23 protein-coding genes and 1 pseudogene are annotated in these 25,954 nt (G+C 55.4%); 11 read left to right on the forward strand and 13 right to left on the reverse strand.

What is annotated here, in order from left to right:
• Positions 1-623 precede the first annotated feature (623 nt).
• The 4 genes from ABLU80_RS15755 to ABLU80_RS15770 all read left to right on the forward strand — a co-directional run bounded on the left by ABLU80_RS15755 (position 624) and on the right by ABLU80_RS15770 (position 4,844).
• The gene (locus tag ABLU80_RS15755; protein ID WP_015369681.1) at positions 624-2,132 is read left to right on the forward strand and encodes an aldehyde dehydrogenase; all 1,509 of its coding nucleotides are present in this window, start codon (positions 624-626) and stop codon (positions 2,130-2,132) included.
• Positions 2,129-3,511 (forward strand): aspartate aminotransferase family protein, encoded by a 1,383-nt coding sequence (locus ABLU80_RS15760; RefSeq protein ID WP_047065641.1) that lies wholly within the window; start codon positions 2,129-2,131, stop codon positions 3,509-3,511. The genes ABLU80_RS15755 and ABLU80_RS15760 overlap by 4 nt, the downstream gene beginning before the upstream one ends.
• A gap of 177 nt (positions 3,512-3,688) precedes the next feature.
• A complete protein-coding gene (locus tag ABLU80_RS15765) occupies positions 3,689-4,489 on the forward strand; it encodes a hypothetical protein (RefSeq protein WP_348850170.1) in 801 nt (266 codons plus the stop codon).
• A 166-nt stretch (positions 4,490-4,655) separates the two neighbouring features.
• Positions 4,656-4,844 carry a hypothetical protein gene (locus ABLU80_RS15770; RefSeq protein ID WP_015369678.1) on the forward strand — a complete coding sequence of 63 codons (189 nt, stop codon included), beginning with the start codon at positions 4,656-4,658 and terminating at the stop codon, positions 4,842-4,844.
• Positions 4,845-5,010: 166 nt separating this feature from the next.
• Here ABLU80_RS15770 and ABLU80_RS15775 read toward each other — a convergent pair whose 3' ends face one another.
• From ABLU80_RS15775 to ABLU80_RS15785, 3 genes are all read right to left on the reverse strand, one after another.
• Positions 5,011-6,192: a PLP-dependent aminotransferase family protein gene (locus ABLU80_RS15775; protein WP_015369677.1), complete on the reverse strand. Its 1,182-nt coding sequence runs from the start codon at positions 6,190-6,192 to the stop codon at positions 5,011-5,013.
• Between the two features lie 96 nt (positions 6,193-6,288).
• Positions 6,289-8,154 carry a bifunctional glutathionylspermidine amidase/synthase gene (gene gss, locus ABLU80_RS15780; RefSeq protein WP_320944703.1) on the reverse strand — a complete coding sequence of 622 codons (1,866 nt, stop codon included), beginning with the start codon at positions 8,152-8,154 and terminating at the stop codon, positions 6,289-6,291.
• Between the two features lie 76 nt (positions 8,155-8,230).
• Positions 8,231-8,353, reverse strand: coding sequence for a hypothetical protein (locus tag ABLU80_RS15785; RefSeq protein ID WP_015369675.1), 123 nt, complete (start codon positions 8,351-8,353; stop codon positions 8,231-8,233).
• 20 nt (positions 8,354-8,373) lie between these two features.
• Between ABLU80_RS15785 and ABLU80_RS15790 the strand changes: the two genes are divergently transcribed.
• Together ABLU80_RS15790 and yghU are read left to right on the forward strand one after the other, a co-directional pair.
• Positions 8,374-8,934, forward strand: coding sequence for a thioredoxin domain-containing protein (locus ABLU80_RS15790; RefSeq protein WP_015369674.1), 561 nt, complete (start codon positions 8,374-8,376; stop codon positions 8,932-8,934).
• A 48-nt stretch (positions 8,935-8,982) separates the two neighbouring features.
• Positions 8,983-9,849: a glutathione-dependent disulfide-bond oxidoreductase gene (gene yghU / locus ABLU80_RS15795; RefSeq protein ID WP_020077919.1), complete on the forward strand. Its 867-nt coding sequence runs from the start codon at positions 8,983-8,985 to the stop codon at positions 9,847-9,849.
• Positions 9,850-9,892: 43 nt separating this feature from the next.
• Here the strand turns inward: yghU and ABLU80_RS15800 are convergent, their stop codons facing one another.
• The 3 genes from ABLU80_RS15800 to exbB form a co-directional block, all read right to left on the reverse strand.
• A complete protein-coding gene (locus tag ABLU80_RS15800; RefSeq protein ID WP_015369672.1) occupies positions 9,893-10,387 on the reverse strand; it encodes a TIGR00645 family protein in 495 nt (164 codons plus the stop codon).
• A 131-nt stretch (positions 10,388-10,518) separates the two neighbouring features.
• Positions 10,519-10,944 carry a TonB system transport protein ExbD gene (exbD, locus tag ABLU80_RS15805; RefSeq protein ID WP_015369671.1) on the reverse strand — a complete coding sequence of 142 codons (426 nt, stop codon included), beginning with the start codon at positions 10,942-10,944 and terminating at the stop codon, positions 10,519-10,521.
• Positions 10,945-10,950: 6 nt separating this feature from the next.
• Positions 10,951-11,682 carry a tol-pal system-associated acyl-CoA thioesterase gene (gene exbB, locus ABLU80_RS15810; protein ID WP_015369670.1) on the reverse strand — a complete coding sequence of 244 codons (732 nt, stop codon included), beginning with the start codon at positions 11,680-11,682 and terminating at the stop codon, positions 10,951-10,953.
• Between the two features lie 251 nt (positions 11,683-11,933).
• Between exbB and metC the strand changes: the two genes are divergently transcribed.
• Both metC and yghB read left to right on the forward strand, forming a co-directional pair.
• On the forward strand, positions 11,934-13,121 hold the full coding sequence (gene metC, locus ABLU80_RS15815; protein ID WP_015369668.1) for a cystathionine beta-lyase: 1,188 nt from the start codon (positions 11,934-11,936) through the stop codon (positions 13,119-13,121).
• Between the two features lie 129 nt (positions 13,122-13,250).
• Positions 13,251-13,910 (forward strand): DedA family general envelope maintenance protein YghB, encoded by a 660-nt coding sequence (yghB, locus tag ABLU80_RS15820; RefSeq protein ID WP_015369667.1) that lies wholly within the window; start codon positions 13,251-13,253, stop codon positions 13,908-13,910.
• A 74-nt stretch (positions 13,911-13,984) separates the two neighbouring features.
• Here yghB and ABLU80_RS15825 read toward each other — a convergent pair whose 3' ends face one another.
• Complete coding sequence (locus ABLU80_RS15825; protein ID WP_015703501.1) at positions 13,985-14,884, reverse strand: AraC family transcriptional regulator; 900 nt, start codon at positions 14,882-14,884, stop codon at positions 13,985-13,987.
• Positions 14,885-15,082: 198 nt separating this feature from the next.
• Between ABLU80_RS15825 and yqhD the strand changes: the two genes are divergently transcribed.
• Together yqhD and dkgA are read left to right on the forward strand one after the other, a co-directional pair.
• Positions 15,083-16,246 carry an alcohol dehydrogenase gene (gene yqhD, locus ABLU80_RS15830; RefSeq protein ID WP_047079782.1) on the forward strand — a complete coding sequence of 388 codons (1,164 nt, stop codon included), beginning with the start codon at positions 15,083-15,085 and terminating at the stop codon, positions 16,244-16,246.
• A 144-nt stretch (positions 16,247-16,390) separates the two neighbouring features.
• A complete protein-coding gene (gene dkgA / locus ABLU80_RS15835; protein ID WP_015369664.1) occupies positions 16,391-17,218 on the forward strand; it encodes a 2,5-didehydrogluconate reductase DkgA in 828 nt (275 codons plus the stop codon).
• Here the strand turns inward: dkgA and ABLU80_RS15840 are convergent.
• Positions 17,215-17,640 carry a carboxypeptidase-like regulatory domain-containing protein gene (locus ABLU80_RS15840; RefSeq protein ID WP_045364192.1) on the reverse strand — a complete coding sequence of 142 codons (426 nt, stop codon included), beginning with the start codon at positions 17,638-17,640 and terminating at the stop codon, positions 17,215-17,217. The two genes, dkgA and ABLU80_RS15840, sit on opposite strands and share 4 nt — an antisense overlap.
• A 166-nt stretch (positions 17,641-17,806) precedes the next feature.
• On the opposite strand from ABLU80_RS15840, the gene ABLU80_RS15845 reads away from it, so the two are divergent.
• On the forward strand, positions 17,807-18,316 hold the full coding sequence (locus ABLU80_RS15845; RefSeq protein WP_047043511.1) for a DUF3828 domain-containing protein: 510 nt from the start codon (positions 17,807-17,809) through the stop codon (positions 18,314-18,316).
• 8 nt (positions 18,317-18,324) lie between these two features.
• On the opposite strand, the gene ABLU80_RS15850 is transcribed toward ABLU80_RS15845, so the two are convergent.
• The 5 genes and pseudogenes from ABLU80_RS15850 to parC form a co-directional block, all read right to left on the reverse strand.
• Positions 18,325-18,861, reverse strand: a complete 537-nt coding sequence (locus tag ABLU80_RS15850; protein ID WP_047079784.1) for a GNAT family N-acetyltransferase — start codon at positions 18,859-18,861, stop codon at positions 18,325-18,327.
• Positions 18,861-21,198: pseudogene (locus ABLU80_RS15855) on the reverse strand (YgiQ family radical SAM protein). Before ABLU80_RS15855 ends, ABLU80_RS15850 begins: the two are co-directional and overlap by 1 nt.
• A 33-nt stretch (positions 21,199-21,231) precedes the next feature.
• A complete protein-coding gene (ftsP, locus tag ABLU80_RS15860; protein WP_015369661.1) occupies positions 21,232-22,644 on the reverse strand; it encodes a cell division protein FtsP in 1,413 nt (470 codons plus the stop codon).
• A gap of 83 nt (positions 22,645-22,727) precedes the next feature.
• Complete coding sequence (gene plsC, locus ABLU80_RS15865; protein WP_015369660.1) at positions 22,728-23,465, reverse strand: 1-acylglycerol-3-phosphate O-acyltransferase; 738 nt, start codon at positions 23,463-23,465, stop codon at positions 22,728-22,730.
• A gap of 186 nt (positions 23,466-23,651) precedes the next feature.
• Positions 23,652-25,910, reverse strand: coding sequence for a DNA topoisomerase IV subunit A (parC, locus tag ABLU80_RS15870; protein ID WP_020077913.1), 2,259 nt, complete (start codon positions 25,908-25,910; stop codon positions 23,652-23,654).
• Positions 25,911-25,954: the final 44 nt, after the last annotated feature.

Raw genomic sequence — 25,954 nt, forward strand, 5'->3', positions numbered from 1 at the left:
TTATTTTTTTATCATCAAGGAGGCAGGCTGATTAGCTTTAAACGATGAACACCCTGGCCTGCAACCCTCTGCCGAGAAAAAGATCAACAATCCGACTGCGATCAGATTTTTACAGAAAATTAACAGATACCTGGCGAAAAAATTGCGAGCGCCGGAGGATAGTACTTCGGCCAGTATAAGCAGGATGAGAAAAAACAAGGCATATAACTACCTTATATTACAACGTATTAATCGTACTGCCGCTCACGAAAACAGGCTGATGAACTCGATCGTTTCACCGTTGTTCATTTCCCCTTAAGTAGTATTTATATTCTCAACGCCTTAATTTGAGAATATTTAATATCACCAAAAGCACGCAGGCTCCGGGGTTGTAGAAAACTGACCGCAAATAAAAACTCTTTGCATTACAGCCTATTGAAAAATTGCACGTCCCCGATTTTTGAACGCCATCACAACGCACGACCTCCCGCCCTGGATCACAGAAAATAGCCAATCCAGGCTAACAACGATTTTTATAGAGGTTGCCTAGATTTTTAGTCCTTTCTCGCCGCATTGGCCTACTGCATCATGAACTCAAAGAAACAAATAAATAACAATTACGCAACATGCGAAGGAGAAGGTTCATGTCTGATAGAAACTTTTGGCAGCGCAAGCTGCAGGAGCAGCGCTTTATCAGCCACGCCATTATCGATGGTCAACCGTACGTCGCGAAAAGCCGTAAAACCTGTCCCGCCATTAACCCAGCCAGCAATACGCTGCTGGCGGAAGTCACCTCGCTGCAGACGGAAGATATCGATATTGCTGTCGCCTCCGCGCGCCGCGCGTTTACTTCCGGCGTCTGGTCGGGGCTGGCGCCGCAGGAGCGTAAACGCGCGCTGCTGCGCCTCTCGGCGCTGATCCTTCAGCATCGCGAAGAGCTGGCGCTGCTGGAGAGCGTCAGCATGGGGAAACCGGTCAACGATGCGCTGAACATTGATGTCCCCGGCGCCGCGCACATCCTCAGCTGGTATGCCGAAAGCGTAGATAAACTCTACGATGAAGTGGCTCCCGCCAGGCCCGGCGCGCTGGCGACCATTACCCGCCAGCCCATCGGCGTGGTTGCCGCCATCGTGCCGTGGAATTTCCCGCTCGACCTCGCCTCCTGGAAGTTGGGTCCGGCGCTGGCCGCCGGCAATAGCGTAATCCTCAAGCCCTCGGAAAACTCGCCGTTTAGCGCCCTGCGTCTGGGCGAACTGGCGCTGGAGGCCGGTATTCCGCCAGGCGTGCTTAACGTGGTGACCGGGCTGGGAACCGAAACCGGAAGCGCGCTGGGACTGCATCACGATATCGATGTCATCGCCTTCACCGGCTCAACCGCCGTCGGCAAAGCCTTTATGGCCTATTCGGCCCAGTCCAACCTGAAACAGGTATGGCTGGAGTGCGGCGGCAAGAGCGCCAATATCATCTTCGCCGACTGCCAGGATCTCGACCTGGCCGCTGAAAAAGCAGCCTTCGGCATCTGTTTTAATCAGGGCGAAGTCTGCTCGGCAAACTCCCGCCTGTTGGTTGAGCGCCCGATTTACGCGGCCTTCATTGCCAAACTACAGGAAAAAATGCAGGCCTGGGCTCCGGCGCATCCGCTCGAACCGCAAAGCCGCATGGGGGCCATGGTCAGCGCCGCCCATGCCGAAAAAGTGATGGCGGCTATCCGCCGCGCGCAAGACGAGGGCGCAACGCTGCTTACCGGCGGCCGTACGGTGGAAATAGACGGCGTCGCCAACTATGTTCAGCCGACGCTACTGACCGACGTGAACGAAGAGATGGCGCTGTGGAAAGAGGAGATTTTTGGTCCGGTGCTGGCGGTTTGCGCCTTCGATAGCGAGCAGGAGGCGGTCCATCTGGCGAATAACCATATCTATGCGCTGGCCGCCTCGCTGTGGACCGACAATCTGCACCGCGCCCATCGCGTCGCCGCGCAGCTGACCGCCGGAACGATCTCGGTAAATACCGTCGATGCGCTGGACGTCACCGTTCCCTTTGGCGGCAACAAACAGTCGGGCTTTGGCCGCGATCTGTCGCTGCACGCCTTTGATAAATTCACCAGCCTCAAAACCACCTGGTTTCAGTTTCAGCAGACAGGAGAGACGAAATGACTAATCCAAGCAATCAGAACCGTTCGACGTCCGATTACCAACATTCAGATGCGGCTCACCATATTCATGCCTTCCTGGATCAAAAAGCGCTGAACGCCGAAGGGGCGCGCGTCATGGTACGCGGCGAAGGACTTTACCTGTGGGACAACGACGGCAATAAATACCTCGATGGAATGTCCGGCCTGTGGTGTACCCAGTTGGGCTACAGCCGCCAGGATCTGGCGGACGCCGCCGCGGCGCAGTTTGCCAAACTGCCCTATTACAATATGTTCTTCCACACGACCCACCCGGCGGTGATTGAGCTTTCCGAGCTACTGTTCAGCCTGCTGCCTCCGCACTACAGCCACGCTATCTACACCAACTCCGGTTCGGAATCGAATGAAGTGCTGATTCGCACCGTTCGCCGTTACTGGCAGATCCTCGGTAAACCGGAGAAAAAGGTGATGATTGGCCGCTGGAACGGCTATCACGGCTCCACGCTGGCGGCAAGCGGGCTCGGCGGCATGAAGTTCATGCATGAAATGGGCGGGGTGATCCCGGACGTGGCCCATATCGATGAACCCTACTGGTTTATGCACGGCGGCAACCTGACGCCGCAGGAGTTCGGCCTGCGCTGCGCCCGCCAGTTGGAAGAGAAGATCCTGGAACTGGGGGCGGAAAACGTCGCCGGCTTTATCGCCGAGCCGTTCCAGGGGGCGGGCGGCATGATCTTCCCGCCGGAAAGCTACTGGCCGGAGATCCAACGTATTTGCCGGCAATATGACGTGCTGCTGTGCGCCGATGAGGTGATTGGCGGCTTTGGCCGTACCGGTGAATGGTTTGCGCATCAGTACTTTGGTTTTGAACCGGATACGCTATCGATTGCCAAGGGGCTAACCTCCGGTTACGTACCGATGGGCGGCCTGGTGCTGAGCAAGCGCATGGCCGACGTGCTGGTGGAAAAAGGCGGCGTTTTCCCACACGGCCTGACCTATTCCGGCCACCCGGTGGCGGCCGCGGTGGCGATTGCCAACCTGAAAGCCTTACGCGATGAAAACCACGTCACCCGGGTTCGCACCGATAGCGGCCCCTATCTGCAAAAAACGCTGCGCGAGGTGTTTGAAAACCATCCGCTTATTGGCGAGGTGCAGGGAGCCGGGCTGGTGGCCGCCCTGCAGTTTGCTGAAGATAAAGCCACGCGCAAACGCTTTGCCAACGAGAACGAACTGGCCTGGCGCTGTCGCACCATCGGCTTTGAGGAAGGCGTGATTATCCGCTCGACGCTGGGGCGCATGATCATGGCGCCGGCGCTGATAGCCGGACATAGTGAACTCGATGAACTGGTTGAAAAAACCAAACGCGCCGTGGACCGCACCGCGAAAGAGATTGGCCTGCTATAAATATTATTACGTACCCTCTTTCATAAATAACCCGCTATGTGCGGGTTATTTATTAAGTTTCGAATAATTAACTAGTGCCGGCGGTGAAATGCAAAATTAAATATATCGGTGATATTAGCGAAGAATATCGTCGTGTACAGTAGTTGGTTGTATTTTATTTTTTAATTGTGAATTTTTATGCTTATTAAATATCTCCCGATATGCGCGCTGTGTATCGGTCTGCTGCCAGGCGCGCTCTTTGCCCAGACGGGGGAAGTTAAAACCAACGCCGAGAAATCGGCGGATGACCCAACTAAAGTGACCACCAAATTCGGCATGACGTGGTCAGATAACTACGATCTGGATGACAGCAATCTCGCATTTTCCGGCTCGCTGGCCTTTGACGAAGCGCGGAAACTCAATGTGCGTATTAATAGCGACGCCACGGAATGGCGCGTCGGCGGTTCATGGCTATTTCCCATTGGTATTTTTAATTTTAACTTTGGGAAAAATGTTTATCCCGATGACTCCTCACAAACCAACTATTCTATCGGTACGTTCCTGCCGCTCAGTTATTTTGGCTTTGAACCAGCAGGCTTCCAAATATTCCCGATGGCCGGTTATACCTATAATACCGGCGACCATATGGCCTGTAATAAGGATCAACATAGCGCCTGTTCGCAGTCGGGTTTTAACGGCATGCCGTCGCCGGAAAACGGTTTTGAATCGACGAATATCTCCGGCAGCAGCGGCTATCTCGGCGCCTTTGTCCTGAAACCACTGAGCGCCGATCTACGCCTGTTAGGTTTCGCCGGTGGATCGTATGGCTCAAAAAACGACGATGGCGATAACTATAAAGGTTATTTCGCCGGGGTCGGCGTGGGATATAACCTGACCGAGCATAACGCGGTGAAATTTATGACCTACGTTCAGGATAACAACACCTATCTCGATGAAGCCGAAAAGCGCTTCCTATTCTCCTGGCAGTATCAGCTTTAAGACGGTGAGCGGGGTCATCTGGCCTCCGCTTCTGCATACGCTCCCACTCTGGTTACGATTGCGCAAAGACAGACTTTCTGGTGATGTGTAAAGTAGCAAAAAAATGTTGATCTGATACGAACAAGCTTTTATTTTGCCTGCTAGTTTTCAAACTGAGATGAAACTGATGCCTACTATTATCGCCAGTAGTATGAAAGAAGCTAAAGAACTCGTTAACGCCAGAAAATACCGGGAAATCGTCCTGAATTTCGATGTTGACGCTGATGATTTTTTTACCCTTGCAACGGCTCAGCGTGACACTAAAATCACCATTGCAAACAAAAATAGCCACTCACCGGTTACATTAGAAAAATAATAAAACCCCTGAGGAAATTTTTATGTTGTTGTTTATTGGCACTATTGCTGTCGCTTTTCTCTCTTCCCTGATGCTTATCTGGCTTGACGATCGCATCGCCGAGCAGGAGTAACCCCTCCCCCGATTTAAAGCTCTCCGCACCGGTCATCGGTGCGGAGACAAAAGATTACAGCGATTTCGCCAGACGTTCGACGGCGGTCAGCAGACCGGCTTCAGAAACCGTCGAATAGGAAAGACGCAGGGTGCGGGTATCCGGATTATCGTTGTAGAACGCTTCACCAGGTACGTAAACCACGCCGTTTTCCAGCGTCTTTTTCAGCCACGCCATGGTATCGAACGGATAGCGGAAACGGGCCCACAGGAACATTCCCCCTTCCGGGCGGCTAAACTCAAGATGCTCGCCAAGACGGCTTTCCAGCGCATCAGCCAGCGCCACGCACTTCTTACGGTAGTCTTCGCGGATCAGGGCGATCTGATCGTTCAGTCGATTCATTCCCAGATACTCAGCGGTGATAACCTGAGAGAGCATATTGGTATGCAGATCCGCCGCCTGCTTCACGATCACCGCCTGGTGCGCCAGCCATTCCGGCATCACGATCCAGCCAATACGCATTCCCGGCGCGAGGATCTTGGAGAACGTGGAGGTGTACACCACCCGATCTTCACAGCCTTGTTCGATCGCATGTTGATACAGCGGACGACGCACTTTATCGGTGAAGCTGATTTCGCCGTAGGGATCGTCTTCGATGATCACAAAATCATGTTGCTTCGCTAAGGCTACCAGCCGCTGGCGACGATCGTCGCTGAGGGTTTTACCGCCAGGGTTACCAAACGTCGGCACCAGATAGACCGCTTTAACCTTAGTGGTCTCCAGCAGATCGGCCAGTTGTTCAACCAGCATGCCGTTATCGTCGGTATCGACGCTCAGGATGTTCGCCTGCGCCAGCTGGAATACCTGCAGCGCGGCAAGGTAGGTCGGGCGTTCAACGACGACCGCATCGCCCGGATCGAGCAGCGTGCGGGCGACAATATCCAGCGATTGCTGCGAGCCGGAGGTGATGTACACCTGGCTTGCCGAGCAGGCCACGCCGCGCGACTGGCAGATTTCGCTCACCGCCTGACGCAGCGGCGGATAACCTTCGGTAAGGCCGTACTGGAACGCATCATTAAAACGTTCGCTCATCACCTTTTGCACCGCGAGGTTGAGACCTTCGGTATCAAACAGTTCCGGAGCCGGAATACCACCGCCAAGCGAAATAACGCCGGGCAGTTTACTGTGTTTGAGAAGTTCGCGGACGGCGGAGGGCTTAAGTTCACCCGCGCGGGCGGCGAGGCGCCGATCGTGCATATGCTTTTCCTTTTCTGTCTTGTTGTTGTGTTAGTTGTACGTTGAAGCTTTGCAGGTGCCGGGCTGCGATGCTAGCCGCTGCCCGGTTTGCGGCCGCTACTCGTCGTCTTTTAGCACGACTAACGGCTCAATATCGCTCTCTTTCTTCACCACCAGCGAATCATCGCCGCGCAGGCAGGTTCCGCCATAGTTACCGCCCACCGTAAAGGTGCACACCTGGATGTACTTGCCGTCAACCTTCGGCAGACACCACAGCTGCTGGTAAATATTTTTGCGATCGACAAATTGCCCGCTGGTCTGATCCAATACCTCATCGTGCGGGCTTATCAGATCGATGTTATTACCGCAGCGCCCGGAGATCGGTTTGACCGCATAACCGGTTTTCGCCAACTCGTCATTGACCACAAAATCGGTATCCAGCAGATAGCGATGATGCGGGAACAGCGACCACAGCACCGGCAGAATCGCCTTGTTGCCGGGGATAACCGTCCACAGCGGTTCGAATACCAATACTTCAGGGCGCAGCAGGACGTCAATCAGGCGCACCTCATTTTGCGGATGGCCGGTACGAATCGGCACCGCCGCATACTCATCGGCGCTGACTTCCCGCACCTGCTCGATGGCGGTTTCCCACGCCCAGGTCTTCCACACGCAGTTAACCAGGCGGCCATCGCCGTCGATAAGCTGTCCGGCGGCATCCCAGCGCAGCTCATCAAGGCCAAAGAGAATTTTGCTCTCAAAGCCCGCCTCGGTTAGCGAACGCTGAATAAACTGGGCATGATAGTTCTCTTCAAGATCCTTATCCTGCATGATGTGCACGAACGGCCGTGCGCGGCTGTGCTTCCACGCCCCCGCCAGCTCCTCAAGCAGATTTTCCGCCGGATTATGGCCGGTACCGCGATAGCCCTGTTTCAGCCACTGTTCGAGGATCAATCCGCCTTCCGTATGGCAAGAGGCAGAGTCGGCGTTGTATTCGTACACCTTCAGCCCGCGCTCATCCATGCAGAAATCCATGCGCCCGGTAATCATATGATGACGGCGGCGTTGCCACGAGAGGCGCAGACGAGGCCAGAGAATTTTCGGAATATCGAACAGCGCCAGCAGGTTGTCATCCTTCATCACCTTATCAGTGGCGTGCAGATACATCAGGTGCAGTTCGTTGGTCGCTTTAATCAGCTCCTGTTCGGCGCTCTCGCTGATGGTGAAGTACTGGTAAGGATCCTGATTGATGAAATGACCGTTGGCTTCAACATAGGCCTTTTGCAGCGCGTCTTTCTCGTTGAGCCAGTTACCGCGGAACTGGCCTTTATTCGGCAGCCGCGCGCCGCTGATTTTCATCTCCTCGCCGGGCAGCACCGGCTGCGGCAGGCTATGCTCGGTATCAGCGGTCTGGATCATCCAGCCTAAAATTTCGGTATCGGTAAAGGTATCTTTGATGGTGTAGACGCCCTCTTTCACTTCCAGCGTCAGCTCGCGGGTCCACTGCTGGCCCTGCGGCAGCGGCGCGTGGATGACGTTCTGCTCGGCGATACGGACCTTATTCCCCACCAGTTGCGTAATCACCGCCACGTGGCCGGTATGTTTAAACTCGCCGCCCTTCTGCCAGATTAGCAGCGAACCGGCGATCGGCGGACGACGCGAGCCGTTGGCGAAGGCCTGCAGGGGAAGAATGTTGTCATTCACCACTTCGCGTAGAAAGCGCAGCGAGAAGATTTCATAAGCCATTCCGACATCGGTAAAAACAAAACCGTAGGTGAGGAATAAAAAGCGCCGCGCGAACTCTACGCATTGCCATTTATGCCCCATATACTCATTGCCGATATAGCTGCGGAAAGCGGCGTCATCCGGATAATCTTGTGGATTTAAGCTACTGTAATTCGAAGAATAAATTGCCACGCCGCCCGGCGCGTAGCCTAAAAGCGTGCCGAAAGGGGCGTCAATACTGGTCGATCCTTTACTCATTTAGCCTGACCTCAAATTAATGCAGCCCGGGCAGTTGGCGGAACAAAACTCCCTCTTCTTATCCTGCCGCAGGCACTTACCAGACAGAGGTGAAATGATGATACCACTCATTCGATTCGCTAAACGTGCCCTTATAGAAAATAACCCGGCGTCCATTGGCAGAAGTGATATTGTTAGCCAACACATAACAAAAAAACATCACTACATCAGGAGTCGACAATGAGCTCACCTTCGCATCTCAATGCCCAGCCGCTGGTCTGGGGACACGGACCGCGGACTTTTGAAGTATTCCTCGAACCAACCTGTCCGTTTTCCGTTCGCGCCTTCAATAAGCTTGATGAATTGCTGGATGAAGTGGGCGCCGAGAACGTCACGATTAAAATTCGCCTGCAGTCCCAGCCGTGGCATCTGTTTTCCGGGGTGATAGTGCGCTGCGTGCTGGCCGCCTCCACCCTGCCGCACGGCAGAGAGCAGGCGCATAAAGTCCTGCAGGCGGTCGCCGATCATCGTGAAGAGTTTGAATTCACCGACCACTGCAGCGGGCCGAATATGAATACCACCCCGCAGCAAATTATCGAACGCCTTGAGCGCTACAGCCACGTGTCGCTGGCGGCGGCGTTTGCCCGTCCGGAGCTGCAAAACGAGATCAAATGGCACAGTAAATACGCCCGCCAGAACGGCATTCATGTGTCGCCGACGTTTATGGTCAATGGCCTGGTGCAGCCCGATCTCGGCAGCGGCGATGACGTCAGCGTGTGGGCCGCGCGGATTATGGCCTGAGATTAGCTGCTAGACTTTTTGTACACCTTACCAAAGAGGCAGGTCAGTATGTCCGACAATCACTACCAACCACCGAAAGTATGGGAATGGAAACAGAATAACGGCGGCGCGTTCGCCAATATCAACCGTCCGGTTTCCGGCGCGACGCATGAGAAAGTGCTGCCCGTTGGCAATCACCCGCTCCAGCTCTATTCGCTGGGCACGCCGAACGGGCAGAAAGTGACGATCATGCTGGAAGAGCTGCTGGCGCTGGGCGTCGCAGGCGCTGAGTATGACGCCTGGCTGATTCGTATCGGCGAAGGCGATCAGTTTTCCAGCGGCTTTGTGGAAGTTAACCCGAACTCGAAGATCCCGGCGCTGAGCGACCACTCCACTACTCCGCCGACCCGGGTATTTGAATCCGGCAGCATCCTGCTCTATCTGGCGGAGAAATTTGGTTTCTTCCTGCCGAAAGACCCGGCCGGACGCACCGAAACGCTAAACTGGTTGTTCTGGCTACAGGGCGCTGCGCCGTTCCTCGGCGGCGGCTTTGGCCACTTCTATAACTATGCGCCGGTAAAAATCGAGTACGCCATCGACCGCTTTACCATGGAAGCGAAACGTCAGCTCGACGTGCTGGATAAGCAGCTGGCGCGTGGCCGCTTTGTGGCGGGGGAAGAGTACACTATCGCCGATATGGCGATCTGGCCGTGGTACGGCAACGTGGTGCTGGGCAACGTCTATAACGCCGCGGAATTCCTCGATGCCGGCAGCTACGTTAACGTGCTGCGCTGGGCGCAGGACGTGGGCAATCGCCCGGCGGTGAAGCGCGGACGGATGGTTAACCGCACCAATGGCCCGCTCGACGAGCAGTTGCACGAGCGCCATGACGCCCGCGATTTCGACACGCAGACCGAAGACAAACGCCAGGCGTAATGCCTTTACCCGGCGGCGCAAAGCTGTCGGGTAAGTTGTCACATCAGTGCTTTACCTTGGTCAGGCGATCGAGATAGCCCATCACAAAGGCGGACAGCACGAAGGTGAGATGGATAATGACGTACCACATCAGCTTGTTATCCGGCACGTTCTTCGCATCCATAAACACCCGCAGCAGGTGAATGGAAGAGATAGCCACAATCGACGCCGCCACCTTGTTTTTCAGCGATGTCGCATCCATTTTGCCAAGCCAGTTGAGCTTCTCTTTGCCTTCGTTAATATCCAGCGTCGAAACGAAGTTTTCATAACCTGAAAACATCACCATCACCAGCAGCCCGCCCACCAGCGTCATATCGACCAGCGAAAGCAGCGTCAGAATCAGATCCGACTCGCTGACGCTGAAGATATGCGGCAGGATGTGGAATATCTCCTGAAAAAATTTTATCGATAGCGCGATAAGGCCCAGCGAGAGGCCGAAATAAACCGGCGCCAGCAGCCAGCGCGAAGCATAAATAGCGTTTTCCAGAAAGCGTTCCATAAGGTCCTGTCAGTTTGTAAAAATGGCCGCCATTATATCGCAGCTGGCTCATATCAAAACGATGCGCAGGCGCCGGGGAAATAAAAAAGGCCAACGCAGTGTTGGCCTTGCGGGGGATATCCTGGGGGAAATTACTTCGCTTTGACGGTCTCTTCGCCCACCAGACCAATCTTCAGATATCCGGCCTGATGCAGCGTATCCATCACTTTCATCATCGTCTCGTAGTCGACGGTTTTGTCAGCGCGGAAGAACACGGTGGTGTCTTTCTTACCCTGAGTCAGCGCGTCCAGCGAGGCAATCACGCTCTCTTCAGTCACCGGATCGTTGCCGAGGAACATCGATTTGTCCGCTTTCACCGACAGGTAAATCGGTTTTTCCGGACGCGGCTGCGGCTGGCTGGATGAGGCAGGCAGATTGACTTTGACGTCCACGGTGGCCAGCGGCGCCGCCACCATGAAGATAATCAACAGCACCAACATGACGTCGATAAATGGCGTCACGTTAATGTCGTGCATTTCGCCGTTATCATCGAGGTTTTCGTTAAAATGCATCGCCATAGCGGATCAACCTACCCGTAATTTCTGCGCCGGACGCAGCGGCTGAGAACCACTGGCGTTCAGGTCGAGATCGCGACTTTGCAGCAGCATAATCTGCGCGGCCACGTCGCCAAGAGACGCTTTGTAACTGGCAATCATGCGGGCGAAGACGTTATAGATAACCACCGCCGGAATCGCGGCAAACAGGCCAATCGCCGTTGCCAGCAGCGCTTCCGCGATACCCGGTGCGACAACCGCGAGGTTAGTGGTCTGCGTTTGCGCGATACCGATAAAGCTGTTCATGATGCCCCAGACGGTACCGAACAGGCCGACAAACGGGGAAATAGCGCCGATAGTCGCCAGATAACCGTTACCGCGGCCCATATAGCGGCCAACCTGCGCCACACGACGCTCAAGGCGGAAACCGGTACGTTCTTTAATACCTTCGTTATCATCCACGCCTGCCGACAGTTCCAGCTCATTATTGGCTTCGTTAATCAACTGAGTGGTCAGGCTTTTAGCATGGAATCCATTCGCGATAGTGTTAGCCTGATCGAGAGAACGCGCTTCGCTGAGCTGCTGCTGCTCACGTTTGAGGCGACGCTTGCTGGACAACATTTCGGCGCCCTTGCCGAAGAAGATAGCCCAGGTGACTACCGAAGCCAGAATCAAGCCAATCATCACAACCTTAACGACAATATCGGCGTGATGATACATACCCCAAACGGAGAGATCCGCCTGCATCAAATTATTACCCACACTGTTTCTCCAGGACATCAATCACAAAAACTGAGCATAATAATATCAAAACGGCATCGAATTGATAGTGGTTCTCATTAGTATTTACACTGTGCAGCAAATCACGTTTATTTTCTTTGCGCTTACGCAGTAAAAAAGCGGCTGACGCCGGTTTCGGGAAAATTTTTGCCTGTATCGTTTACGACCCGGTACACAAACCGGGATTCATGGTAGTTTAGACGTCCAGACGTATAAAAACAGGTTTGCAGAACATGGCTGATAAACATCTTGATACCGCGCTGGTCAACGCCGGGCGCCGCAAAAAATATACTCAGGGTTCGGTGAATAGCGTCATCCAGCGCGCCTCATCGCTGGTATTCGATACCGTCGAGGCTAAAAAACACGCCACCCGTAACCGCGCCAAAGGCGAGCTGTTTTATGGCCGCCGCGGCACGCTGACCCACTTTTCGCTGCAAGAAGCCATGTGCGAACTGGAAGGCGGCGCCGGCTGCGCCCTCTTCCCCTGCGGCGCGGCCGCGGTCGCCAACACGATTCTGGCCTTCGTCGAACAGGGCGACCACGTGTTAATGACCAACACCGCCTATGAACCCAGCCAGGACTTCTGCACTAAGATCCTCGCAAAGCTCGGGGTGACCACCGGCTGGTTCGATCCGCTCATTGGTGCGGATATCGCCAACCTGATTCAACCCAATACCAAAGTGGTGTTCCTCGAATCCCCCGGTTCGATCACCATGGAAGTGCATGATGTGCCGGCCATCGTCGCCGCCGTGCGCCGCGTCGCGCCGGAAGCTATTATCATGATCGATAACACCTGGGCGGCAGGGGTGCTGTTTAAAGCGCTCGATTTTGGTATCGATATCTCTATCCAGGCGGCAACGAAATATTTAATTGGCCACTCCGACGGAATGATCGGCACCGCGGTGGCCAACGCCCGCTGTTGGGAGCAACTGTGTGAAAACGCCTATCTAATGGGCCAGATGGTCGATGCCGACACCGCCTATATGACCAGCCGCGGTTTACGCACGCTTGGCGTCCGCCTGCGCCAACATCACGAAAGCAGTCTGCGCGTCGCCGAATGGCTGGCGCAGCACCCACAGGTGGCGCGGGTCAATCATCCGGCGCTGCCGGGCAGCAAGGGCCACGAATTCTGGAAGCGCGACTTCAGCGGCAGCAGCGGTCTGTTCTCTTTCGTTCTCAATAAGCGCCTCACCGACGCCGAGCTGGCAGCCTATCTGGACAACTTCAGTCTGTTCAGCATGGCCTACTCATGGGGCGGGTTCGAATCGCTGATCCTCGCCAACCAGCCGGAACATATCGCGGCCATCCGCCCCGAGGCGGAAGTGGATTTCAGCGGTACCCTTATTCGACTGCACATAGGTTTAGAAAATGTTGACGATCTGCTGGCGGATTTAGCGGCAGGCTTCGCGCGTATCGTGTAAAGTGACAGGAAGTGGCAACAAAAGCGGACGCTTTCAGAAAAGCGGCCGCTTTTGTTGCGCCCGAGATCAAGGTGCTCGGGCCGCTTCAGGAGTACACTAGTCGAAAAACGGTACCACTTAGGAAAGTCCATGGTTGTCATTCAAGAGATTGTCGCCGCGCTGTGGCAACATGATTTTGCCGCATTGGCAAACCCTCACGTTGTGGGTTTTGTATATCTGGTCATGTTCGCGACCCTGTTTCTGGAAAACGGGCTGCTGCCGGCTTCGTTTTTACCGGGCGATAGCCTGTTGCTGCTCGCCGGCGCGCTAATCGCTAAAGGCGTCATGGATTTTGTCCCCACTCTCGCCATCCTAACCGCCGCCGCCAGCCTCGGCTGCTGGCTGAGCTATTTACAGGGGCGCTGGCTGGGTAATACCAATATGGTGAAAGGCTGGCTGTCGCATCTGCCGCACAAATATCACCAGCGCGCCACCAACATGTTTGATAAACACGGCCTGCTGGCGCTGCTGGCCGGGCGCTTTTTGGCGTTTGTCCGCACCCTGCTGCCAACCATGGCGGGCATTTCCGGCCTGCCGAATCGTCGTTTCCAGTTCTTTAACTGGCTAAGCGGCCTGCTGTGGGTTGGCGTCGTCACCGGTCTTGGCTATGCGCTGAGCATGATCCCGTTCGTGAAAAACCACGAAGACCAGGTCATGACCTGCCTGATGGTGCTGCCGATCGCCCTGCTGGTGACTGGCCTCGTTGGTACGGTTATCGTCGTTATCAAGAAGAAATACTGCAGCGCCTGATTCACTCGCCCCGGATGGCCTCAAAATCCCCGGTAGCGCTACCATTTACCGGGGCTACAGGCGCCGCATCCTTATCAAATCCCCTGCATCGTGCGAATACGCGCGGCATCTTCACCCGGCGTAATACCGAAATAGCGTTTAAACTCGCGGCTAAACTGCGAGGCGCTTTCGTAGCCGACGCGCATCGCCGCCGCACTGGCTTTCATGCCGTCATGGATCATCAGCATTCTGGCCTTATGCAGACGATAGGTCTTCAAATACTGCAGCGGCGAGGTGCTGGTGACCGATTTAAAATTATGGTGAAACGCCGAGACGCTCATATTCGCTTCCGCTGCCAGTTGGTCAACGCTAAGGTTTTCGGTGTACTGGCTTTCAATACGCTTCAGAACGCGGCTAATCAGGCTAAAGTGCGTCTGTCGGCTGACCAGCGCCAGCAGCGCGCCGCCGCAGGGGCCAATCAGGACGTGATAAAGGATCTCGCGGATAATCTGTTTGCCGAGAATGCGCGCGTCCAGCGGCCGCTCCATCACGTCTAACAGGCGTTCCGCCGCGCAGAGGATCTCTTCTGATAGCACCGCCGAGTTGATCCCGCTGGAGGCGACCGACGGCTGAAAAAGCTCATCTTCGCCGATATCCATCAGCAGCTCCTGCAACTGCAAAATATCGACATTCAACCGCATTCCCGCCAGCGGCACTTCCGGAGTCGCGAAGGTTTCGCATTCGAACGGTAGCGGGACGGTTAACAGTAAGTATTCGTTGGTGTCATAACGGAAGGTTCGTTCATTGATATAGCCAATTTTATGGCCGGAAAAGAGAAAAACGATCCCCGGCTGGTACATCACCGGCGTACGGGTGCCCGGCTGCGTCCCGTACAGCAGACGGATATCCGGCAGCAGTTCACTTAGCATTTCTTGCTTATCTTTCAGCTTGTTAACTTTATCTGTTAATAGCTGGCATATCTCGGCACGGTTCATTTTCGCTGCTTCTCCGACGACTTTTCTACAAGCTTATTGTGCGTAGTTTCCTTCTTTTTCTCCAGCCCAATGGAGAAATGGGCAAGACAATGGCAGGAATGTGCATTGAGAGGAAACGGTCGCAGGAACACAATAGCCGCCATCGGGTAGAGAGTCGTCCTTTCTGCCGGGAGTTTCATCTTTATGAGGGCACCAGCCATGAATAACTTCAATTTACATACCCCAACCCGCATTCTGTTCGGCAAAGGCGCCATCGCCGACCTGCGCGAACAAATCCCAGCCGGCGCTCGCGTGCTGGTGACTTACGGCGGCGGTAGCGTGAAGAAAACCGGCGTACTGGACCAGGTACTGAGCGCGCTGGCTGGCTTTGACGTGCTGGAGTTCGGCGGAATTGAGCCAAACCCGTCTTACGAAACGCTGATGAATGCGGTGAAAATCGCGCGCGAAGAGAAAGTGACTTTCCTGCTGGCGGTTGGCGGCGGTTCGGTGCTCGATGGCACCAAATTTATCGCCGCGGCCGCGCACTATGACGCGAATATCGATCCGTGGGAAATTCTGGAAACCTACGGCAGCAAGATTACCCGCGCTATTCCGATGGGCTCAGTATTGACCCTGCCGGCGACCGGTTCCGAATCAAATAAAGGCGCGGTTATCTCGCGTAAAACCACCGGCGATAAACGCGCGTTTATGTCCGAACACGTTCAGCCGGTCTTTGCGATCCTCGATCCGGTTTATACCTACACTCTGCCGCCGCGCCAGGTCGCTAACGGCGTCGTTGACGCTTTCGTCCATACCGTTGAGCAGTACGTGACCTATCCGGTTGACGGCAAAATTCAGGACCGTTTCGCTGAAGGCATTCTGCTGACGCTGGTGGAAGATGGCCCGAAAGCGCTGCAGGAACCGGAGAACTACAACGTGCGCGCCAACATTATGTGGGCGGCGACGCAGGCATTGAACGGTCTTATCGGCGCAGGCGTGCCGCAGGACTGGGCGACGCATATGCTCGGCCACGAACTGACGGCGATGCACGGCCTGGATCACGCTCAGACGCTGGCTATCGTGCTGCCGGCGCTGTGGAATGAAAAACGCGATACCAAGCGCGCTAAGCTGCTGCAGTACGCCGAGCGCGTGTGGAATATTACCGAAGGTTCCGAAGAGCAACGTATCGATGCAGCTATCGCCGCAACCCGGAGTTTCTTCGAGCAGATGGGCGTGCCGACTCGCCTTTCCGATTACGGTCTCGACGGTAGCTCCATCCCGGCGCTGCTGGCGAAACTGGAAGAGCACGGCATGACTAAGCTTGGCGAAAATCAGGATATCACTCTGGACGTCAGCCGCCGTATTTACGAGGCTGCCCGCTAAGTTATCCCCGCCTGATTCACCTCTCCTTACGTTAAACAAACGCCGGGGAGAGGTGTTTTTACTACCGTTTTTAGCTATTTCGTCCAGACTTAATGCTACCCCTCGGCGGATTTTTCACGCTGAGTTCATTAACAGGAGGAAGGCATGACACATCCAACCGTTATAAAACTACACGACGGCAACCTGATGCCGCAGTTGGGTCTCGGCGTGTGGAAAGCAGGCAACGAGGAAGTCGTCTCCGCCATTCATAAGGCGCTGGAAGTCGGTTATCGTTCTTTTGACACCGCCGCCGCGTACCAAAATGAGGCTGGCGTCGGCAACGCGTTAAGCAGCGCGGGCGTCAATCGCGATGAGCTCTTCATCACTACCAAACTGTGGAACGACGATCAAAAACGGCCGCATGAAGCGCTAAAAGAGAGCCTGAGCAAGCTGAAACTGGACTATGTGGATCTCTATTTAATTCACTGGCCGGTGCCAGCGATAGGCCATTACGTCGAAGCCTGGCAGGCGCTGATCGAATTGCAGCAGCAAGGGCTGGCAAAAAGCATTGGGGTATGTAATTTCCAGGTGCCGCATCTGCAAAAGCTGATTGATGAAACCGGCGTCGCTCCGGTGATTAACCAGATTGAGCTGCACCCGTTAATGCAGCAGCGTCAACTGCATGCATGGAACGCCACCCACAAAATCCAGACCGAATCCTGGAGCCCATTAGCGCAGGGCGGCAAAGGGGTCTTCGATCAGAAAATTATTCACCATCTGGCGGATAAATACGGCAAAACGCCAGCGCAAATCGTCATTCGCTGGCATCTCGACAGCGGACTGGTGGTGATCCCGAAATCCGTCACGCCATCGCGTATTGCGGAAAACTTTGACGTCTGGGACTTCCGTCTCGACAAAGACGAACTCAGTGAAATCGCTAAGCTGGACCAGGGCAAACGTCTCGGCCCCGACCCGGATCAGTTCGGCGGTTAATCTCCCACCCGATAACATATTTCCGGCGGCGGCGTCATTGCTGCGGCCGGAATTTTGCATCGCACATGATATTGCGCGCCGTCTAACTCGTGGGCATTACCCATTCGCGAGGTAAGCAGATAGGCATATTCCCCATGCGGGGTTGTAAAATGCAATTCCGCGCGATGCATCCAGTCGATAGGGCCAATCGGCAGATAGAACGCCCATTTATGCGCTTTATTAAAACTGAATCGCCCATCGCTATCAGACAGCGTATCCGCGCTGTCGCCGCTGCCGGTTAGCGTAATTTGCGCCCCGGCGATCGGGTTGCCGGCGTTATCCAGCAGTTGCCCGTTAACTTCAGGCTGAGACTGATAGCGGGTCACGCAGCCTTGTAATAAGCAAAGCGAGATCAGTAATGTGAGTAAATACGGCTTTTGCATCCTTTCCTCTCAATGCCAATAGCAATGCCTGATGGTTAGATAATCTCGCGTTAGTTACGCCGCCGCAAGCCGGCAGTATTAATATTCAGAATTCATTCATACCTATATTAACCTGCTGTTGATACTATTTTTTCAGGTTCTACCGTCGCCAGAAGGTTCGCAGAAAATGTTAAAGTGTTGGCCGTTATTATTGCTGTTGTTGAGCTGTGTTACTTATGCGCAAATTCCGCAACGGTCAGTAGAACAAACTATCCGCCAGATCTATCAGGGCTATGCCGAAGATAGCCAGACCCCTGTCGCCTTCAGCGACATGAGTGAGAAATCAATTATCTCTTCACGGATGAAAAAAGCGCTACGAAAAAGCGACCAGTTCATACTTCCCGGGGACATCGGCATACTGGATTTCGACCCTATCTGCGCCTGCCAGGACTATCAAGACCTCCGGATTGAAAGCATTCGCATCATTGATGAAAGTACACGCCATGCCAGAGCTGAAGTGCGTTTTCGTCCTTTTAAAGAGAATAATGACAGCACTACGCTAACTCTGGATATGGTGGCTGAAAATAATCGTTGGTTGGTTGACGACGTTATCAATGAAGGAAGCAGCATTTATCAGGAAATTGATACCAGCAATCGGCGAAACGAAGCACTGCTTCGCTCTTATCAACGAAAATGACCCCGACTTTATTTCTGCAGAACGCCCGAATAGATTAAATGAATATCCTCAGGCTCCAGAGCAAACAGCTCCGGGTCGGGCTCATCAATTAAACGACACCCCTGAGAGAGATAAAAATCAACGGTGCTTTTGTTGGGGATGGACGAAATATACAGGCCTGATGCGCCCAGAGCAGGAAGCTGCTGCAGCGCATAGTCAAACAGACGTCGCCCCCATCCCTGGCCGCGCTGCGCCGCGCCCACATAAAAGAATAACAGTTGGCGCAGATCGCCCTTTTCCCCCCTTGGCAAGGTATCCATCGCCGCCGCGGCAATGATTTTATTCTGCTCGAAAAAGGCGAAAAATATACCGCCGCGATCGTAGCAGGCCTCGTGAATAGGCGTATAAATCTGTCGATCGTGAGGATCCCAGCCACGGACGTCATAGTACTGCGGATACGCCTGGAGTTGGCCATCATCGAGCTTATAAAGGGTGTCGATAATTTCGCTGCGGTCTATCTCCCACAACCTATCCAGCTGCTGTCGTGACAGGATTACCGGCGTCATTATCGTTCTCTCTCCTTATGTGACAGGCTTTCCCCCGGCGATCGGAACCGCCGGGGAAGCGGCTTAGCGGGACGCCGTCTTCGGCTTGATACGCTTTTTCGCCCCCGAGGCGGCTGGCGTCTGGCGCTGATGCGCAACCGGCGTATGCTTCGTCAGCGCCGGACGGGTATGACGGTTCTGGCGACGCGCTTCACGCATCTCGTCCAGCGTCGGCGCCGGCACCAGGCAGTCACGGCGTGAACCAATCAGATGCTTTTTACCCATCGCTTCCAGCGCCTGACGGATCAGCGGCCAGTTTGCCGGATCGTGATAGCGCAGCAGCGCTTTATGCAGACGGCGCTGTTTGTCGCCCTTCGGCACCACCACATCTTCGCTCTTATAGCCGATTTTACCCAGCGGGTTCTTGCCGGTGTAATACATGGTGGTTGAGTTCGCCAGCGGCGACGGGTAGAAATTCTGTACCTGGTCTAGACGGAAGCGATGACGCTTCAGCCACAGTGCCAGGTTCACCATATCTTCATCGCGCGTCCCTGGGTGAGCGGAAATAAAGTACGGGATCAGGTACTGTTCTTTACCCGCCTGCTTCGAATAGGTATCAAACAGCTCTTTAAAGCGGTCGTAGCTTCCCATCCCCGGCTTCATCATTTTCGACAGCGGCCCCTCTTCGGTATGCTCCGGAGCGATCTTCAGATAGCCACCGACGTGGTGGGTCGCCAGTTCTTTGATATAGCGTGGATCCTCTACGGCGATGTCGTAACGCACACCCGATGCGATAAGGATTTTCTTAATGCCTTTCAGGTCACGAGCGCGGCGGTACAGATTAATCGTCGGCTCATGGTTGGTATCCATGTGCGGGCAGATATCCGGGTAGACGCAGGAGAGACGACGGCAGGTCTGCTCGGCGCGCGGGGATTTGCAGCGCAGCATATACATATTGGCGGTTGGGCCGCCAAGATCGGAAATAATGCCGGTAAAGCCGGGGACCGTGTCGCGAATCGCTTCGATTTCATTAATGATCGAATCTTCGGAGCGGCTCTGGATGATGCGCCCTTCGTGTTCGGTGATCGAGCAGAAAGAACAGCCGCCGAAACAGCCGCGCATAATGTTAATGGAGAAGCGAATCATCTCGTAGGCCGGGATACGCGCATCGCCATAAGAAGGATGCGGCACACGCTTGTACGGTAACGCAAAGACGCTGTCCATCTCTTCAGTCGACAGCGGGATCGCCGGCGGGTTAACCCAGATATAACGCTCACCGTGCTTTTGCATTAGCGCACGGGCGCAGCCGGGGTTGGTTTCATGGTGCAGAATGCGCGACGCGTGGGCATAGAGCACTTTGTCGCCTTTGACCTTCTCGAAGGATGGCAGCAACACGTAGGTTTTTTCCCACGGTTTTGGCCGCGGCGGCTGCACGACAACGGCTTTGGCCTCGGCTTTTTTCGGGGGCACGGGTTTGTTATCGGCGCACGGTAGGTCTTCACCGTACGGATGCGGAATCGGGTCGATTTTGCCCGGCGTATCCAGACGCGTGGAGTCAACGCCGCTCCAGCCCGGCAACGCTTCTTTTACCATGATCGCGGTATTACGCACATCGCGAATATCACCGATGGCCTCGCCCATCGCCAGACGATGCGCCACTTCTACCAGCGGGCGCTCGCCATTGCCGAACATCAGCATATCGGCTTTCGAATCCACCAGCACTGAGCGGCGTACGGTATCGGACCAATAATCGTAGTGCGCGGTACGGCGCAGGCTGGCTTCAATACCGCCGAGGATCACCGGCACGTCTTTCCACGCCTCTTTACAGCGCTGGGTATAGACCAGCGTCGCGCGGTCCGGGCGCTTACCCGCGACGTTGCCGGCGGTATAGGCGTCGTCATGGCGCAGCTTACGGTCGGCGGTATAGCGGTTGATCATTGAGTCCATATTGCCCGCAGTGACGCCGAAGAACAGATTCGGCTTACCCAGGCGCATGAAGTCTTCTTTGCTGTTCCAGTCCGGCTGGGAGATGATCCCTACGCGGAATCCCTGCGCTTCCAGCATACGGCCGCAGATAGCCATGCCGAAACTTGGATGGTCGACGTAGGCGTCGCCGGTCACCAGAATAATGTCGCAGCTATCCCAGCCAAGTTGATCCATCTCTTCACGCGACATCGGTAAAAATGGCGCAGGGCCAAAACAGGCAGCCCAGTATTGCGGCCAGGAAAATAGGTCACGATCCGGCTGGATCAGGGATATTGCGCTCATATTGCTTCCGGGGAAAATGATAAAAAAATAACCAAAAGGGCGTGGATTATAAGCCGGAATGATAGTGGAAATGAAGGAGGATTTTCTCAAACCCTGACCGGGTTGCGGCCAGGGTTGCGGATATTACGGCGCCGGATTCACCAGGATCTGGCCAATCGAGCCGCGGTCGGCGAGCTCCAGCGTCTGGCTCAGGTACTGGAACGGGAAGTGCGGCCAGGAAGGCTGGTTATAATACACCAGCAGTTCCACCTGCCCATCAATCCACACCGTATCTTTCCAGCCCCGATCTTCCGGGAACGGCATGGTCCCGTTGACGTTACGGATCTGGAACATCACGCCTTCAATATGGAACGACTGCGGGCGGTCGGCGCGCACGGTCCAGCGCTCCCACGTTCCCTGCTGAGCGGTGATATCAATGCGCTGCGGATCCCACAGTTGGCCATTGATGCCTGGGTCGTCGCCAAGAGTAATATCACGGCTGCGCAGCGGCGTACCGGAGAGCAGCTCGGTCGGCAGCAGGCGCACCGGCAGGCTATCGGTAACCAGCGGCAGCAGCCCGGTCGGACGCAGCGTCAGCACCAGCGTGGAGATCAAAATGCTCGACGGCTCGAAGAAACCGCGGATACGGTCGACAATGCTCGCCGCTTCACCGCAGGTAATCGACACTTCATCGCCGTTGGTCATATCGACCAGAATTTCACGCCGCTCGCCGGGGGCCAGCGACAATTGCTTAAGTGAGACCGGCGCCGGCAGGAAGCCCTGATCGCCTGAGATAACGTGCAGCAGACGACCATCGCTCATCTGCAACTGATAGCGGCGCGAGTTAGATGCGTTCAGCAGACGCAGTCGTACCCAGCCGCGAGAGACTTCGACATAGGGCCCCTGCGCGCCGTTGACCAACAGGGTATCACCCACGAAACCACCGCTGCCCGGTTCGCTATATTCCGGAGTGCCGAAGTTATCCAGCCGCTTATCCTGAATAATCACCGGGAAATCATCAACGCCGTAGTGGTTCGGGATCGGCAGGTTTTTGCTGACCTCGTCTTCTACCAGCCACATTCCCGCCAGGCCGTTGTAAACCTGTTTCGCCATCCGGTTCGGGGTATTCGCCTGATACCACAAAGTGGCCGCACTCTGGCGAATCGGCAATACCGGCGCCCAATCCGCATTCGGCGACATCATGCGCGCCGCGCCGCCAATCAGCGGCCCCGGCACCTGCAGGCCGCGAATCGTCATGGCGACATTTTCGGTCAGGCGGTTACTGTAGATAAGTTTGACGTCATCACCATTCCAGACGCGGATGGTCGGCCCCAGGTAGCGGCCATTGATGCCCCATACCGGCGCGCGCGTTCCCTGGGTGAATGACCAGTGAGAACGTTGCAGGGTCATAAACAGCGGCTGACCGCGACGGGATTCCAGCAGAGGCGGAATGGGGAGCACCGGCTGCTGGCCGGCGGCATGAGCCTTCAGCGGCGCGGCGCCCGCGCACAGCGCTACACCTGAAGCCTTAATAAACTGACGCCGACTGAGTGACATATTAACTCCATGAAATACTGACAATGCAAAAAGGGAATTCGTTTCCCGCCAGCAATACGCTCGCGTTCGCGGCGTTTCCTGTATTATTTCTTTCCAGCCGCTTCGCGCTCGGCCACTTCTTTATCCAGCTCGGCGATTTTAGCGGACATCATCTCGCGGCAGTGTGTCGCCAGCGCGCGCACGTTATCTTTACCAAACTGGCTGGTATCGACCGGCGGCAGCATCTCGACAATCACCAGACCATTGTTCCAGCGATTGAGTTTAATTTTGTTCGATGTATTCGACACGCATACTGGAATAATCGGTACGCCAGCGGCGATGGCCGCGTGGAACGCGCCGGTTTTAAAGGGCAGCAGACCGCGGCCGCGGCTGCGGGTCCCTTCCGGGAACATCCAGAACGAAATTTTACGCTTTTTAAACGCATTCACCACTTCGGCAATAGTGCCGTGCGCTTTGGTTCGGTTATTGCGGTCAATCAGCAGGTTGCCCGTCAGCCAGTAAAGCTGGCCAAAGAACGGTATCCATAACAGGCTTTTTTTACCCACGGTAACCGTCGGCGGCTGCACGATGTTCGACGCTGTCACCATATCATAGTTGTTCTGGTGGTTAGCGATGTAGATCGCATTGCCGTAGCTTTCCGCGTCCGCAGGCTTACGCAGTTCGACTTTCAGGCCAAATACCGGGGACAGGCGGCCAAACAGATGACCAAACGTCGCGACGTGCTTAGGGTTGCGCGGGCTGAACAAGCAGTAAAGACTGCCAAATATGCACACGACGATGCAATAAATGACAACAAAAATTAGTCGAAAAATAAATAACATAGCTTCCTCTGAAACCCAAACCGCTTAGCGTTATACCCGTTGAATCACAGGCTCAGGACACCGCTGCCCTCTCAACGCGGGGCGGAAAATCTCCGCCCCTGGAGGACATGTTAATCGCAATGCCTGAATAAACAACGATTTTGCGGCAAATTTTCGCATCCTCCAGCCGGGTGAAGGATGCGGATCTTACTCTTCGCTGTCGCCAGCTGAGGCGCGGCGCGGGGAGTCGATCTCCACGCGGTCGATTTTCTGCAGGCCACGCATCAGCGAACCGCGACGGCCGCGCTCGCCGGTGACTTTTTGCAGCTCTTCCGGACGCAGTTTGATCTTACGCTTGCCGACGTGGATAGTTAGCGTGCTCTGCGGCGGCAGGACAAACAGGTGCGCCAGACCATCCTGGCCGGAGGCGGCTTCCGCCGACGGAATGTTGATAATCTTGTTGCCTTTGCCTTTCGACAGCTGCGGCAGATCGCTCACCGGGAACATCAGCATGCGTCCGGCATGGGTAATCGCCAACAGCATATCGGCATCGTCTTCAATGACCAGCGGCGGCATCACATGCGCGTTGTCCGGCAGCGTAATCAGCGCCTTACCGGCGCGGTTGCGCGCCACCAGGTCGTTGAAGGTACAGACGAAACCGTAGCCGGCATCGGAGGCCATCAGCAGCCTCTGATCGTCTGCCTCCATCAGCATATGTTCTACGCTGGCGCCCGGCGGCAGCGTCACTTTACCGGTGACCGGCTCGCCCTGGCCGCGGGCGGAAGGCAGCGTAATCGGGTCGATGGCGTAGCTGCGCCCGGTGGTATCAATAAACACCACCGGCTGGTTGCTCTTGCCTTTAACCGACGCTTTCCAGCTATCGCCGGCTTTGTAGCTCAGCCCCTGCGCGTCGATATCGTGGCCTTTGGCGCTACGCACCCAACCCATCTGCGACAGAACGATAGTGACCGGCTCGGACGGCAGCATATCGTGCTCGCTCATGGCCTTCGCTTCTTCGCGCTCGCGCAGCGGCGAACGGCGATCGTCGCCAAAGGTATCGGCATCGGCCTGCAGCTCTTTCTTCAGCAGGTTATTCATCTTGCGTTCGGAGGCCAGAATCGCCTGCAGCTGATCGCGCTCTTTTTCCAGCTCGCTCTGCTCGCCGCGGATCTTCATCTCTTCCAGCCTGGCGAGATGACGCAGTTTTAATTCCAGAATCGCTTCCGCCTGGGTTTCGCTGATGCCGAAGCGGGCAATCAGCGCCGGCTTCGGTTCATCTTCGTGGCGGATTATCTCAATCACTTCATCAATGTTGAGGAACGCGACCAGCAAACCTTCGAGGATGTGCAGGCGCTTGAGGACTTTTTCCAGACGGTAGTTCAGGCGGTTACGCACGGTATCACGACGGAAGGTTAACCACTCCGTCAGGATTTCAAGCAGGTTTTTCACCGCCGGACGATTGTCCAGGCCGATCATGTTGAGGTTGATGCGGTAGCTCTTTTCCAGATCGGTGGTGGCGAACAGGTGGTTCATCACCTGCTCCATATCCACGCGGTTGGAACGCGGCACGATCACCAGACGGGTCGGGTTTTCATGATCCGATTCATCACGTAGATCATCAACCATCGGCAGCTTTTTGTTACGCATCTGCGCGGCGATCTGTTCCAGCACGCGCGCGCCGGACACCTGATGCGGCAGCGCGCTAATCACCACCGCGCCGTCTTCTTTCGTCCACACGGCGCGCATGCGCACCGAACCGCGGCCGTTCTGGTAGATTTTGCGAATTTCCGCGCGCGGGGTAATGATTTCCGCTTCGGTCGGGTAGTCCGGCCCCTGCACGATATCCAGCAGCTCATCGAGCGTGGTTTTCGGTTTTTCCAGCAGCGTAATCGCCGCCTGCGCCACTTCACGCAGGTTGTGCGGCGGAATATCGGTAGCCATACCGACCGCAATGCCGGTGGTGCCGTTCAGCAGGATGTTCGGCAGACGCGCCGGCAGCATTTTTGGCTCCTGCAGCGTACCGTCAAAGTTCGGCACCCAATCGACGGTGCCCTGACCCAGTTCGCTGAGCAGCAGTTCGGCGTATTTCGACAGGCGGGATTCGGTGTAACGCATCGCCGCGAAGGATTTCGGATCGTCCGGCGCGCCCCAGTTCCCCTGCCCGTCTACCAGCGGGTAGCGGTAAGAGAACGGCTGCGCCATCAGCACCATCGCTTCATAACAGGCGCTGTCGCCGTGCGGGTGATATTTACCCAACACGTCGCCGACGGTGCGGGCGGATTTTTTGAACTTGGCGCTGGCGTTCAGGCCCAGCTCGGACATTGCATAGACAATGCGGCGCTGAACCGGCTTTAAGCCATCGCCAATAAACGGTAATGCCCTGTCCATGATGACGTACATGGAGTAGTTCAGGTAGGCATTTTCCGTGAATTCATGTAGCGCGAGGCGCTCTGCCATATCGCTCATTAATCGTGGATCCTCAATCTGGGACGCGGCCATTGCGGCGGCAA

The sequence above is a fragment of the Klebsiella sp. CN_Kp104 genome (assembly GCF_040064515.1).
Taxonomy (GTDB): domain Bacteria; phylum Pseudomonadota; class Gammaproteobacteria; order Enterobacterales; family Enterobacteriaceae; genus Klebsiella; species Klebsiella aerogenes.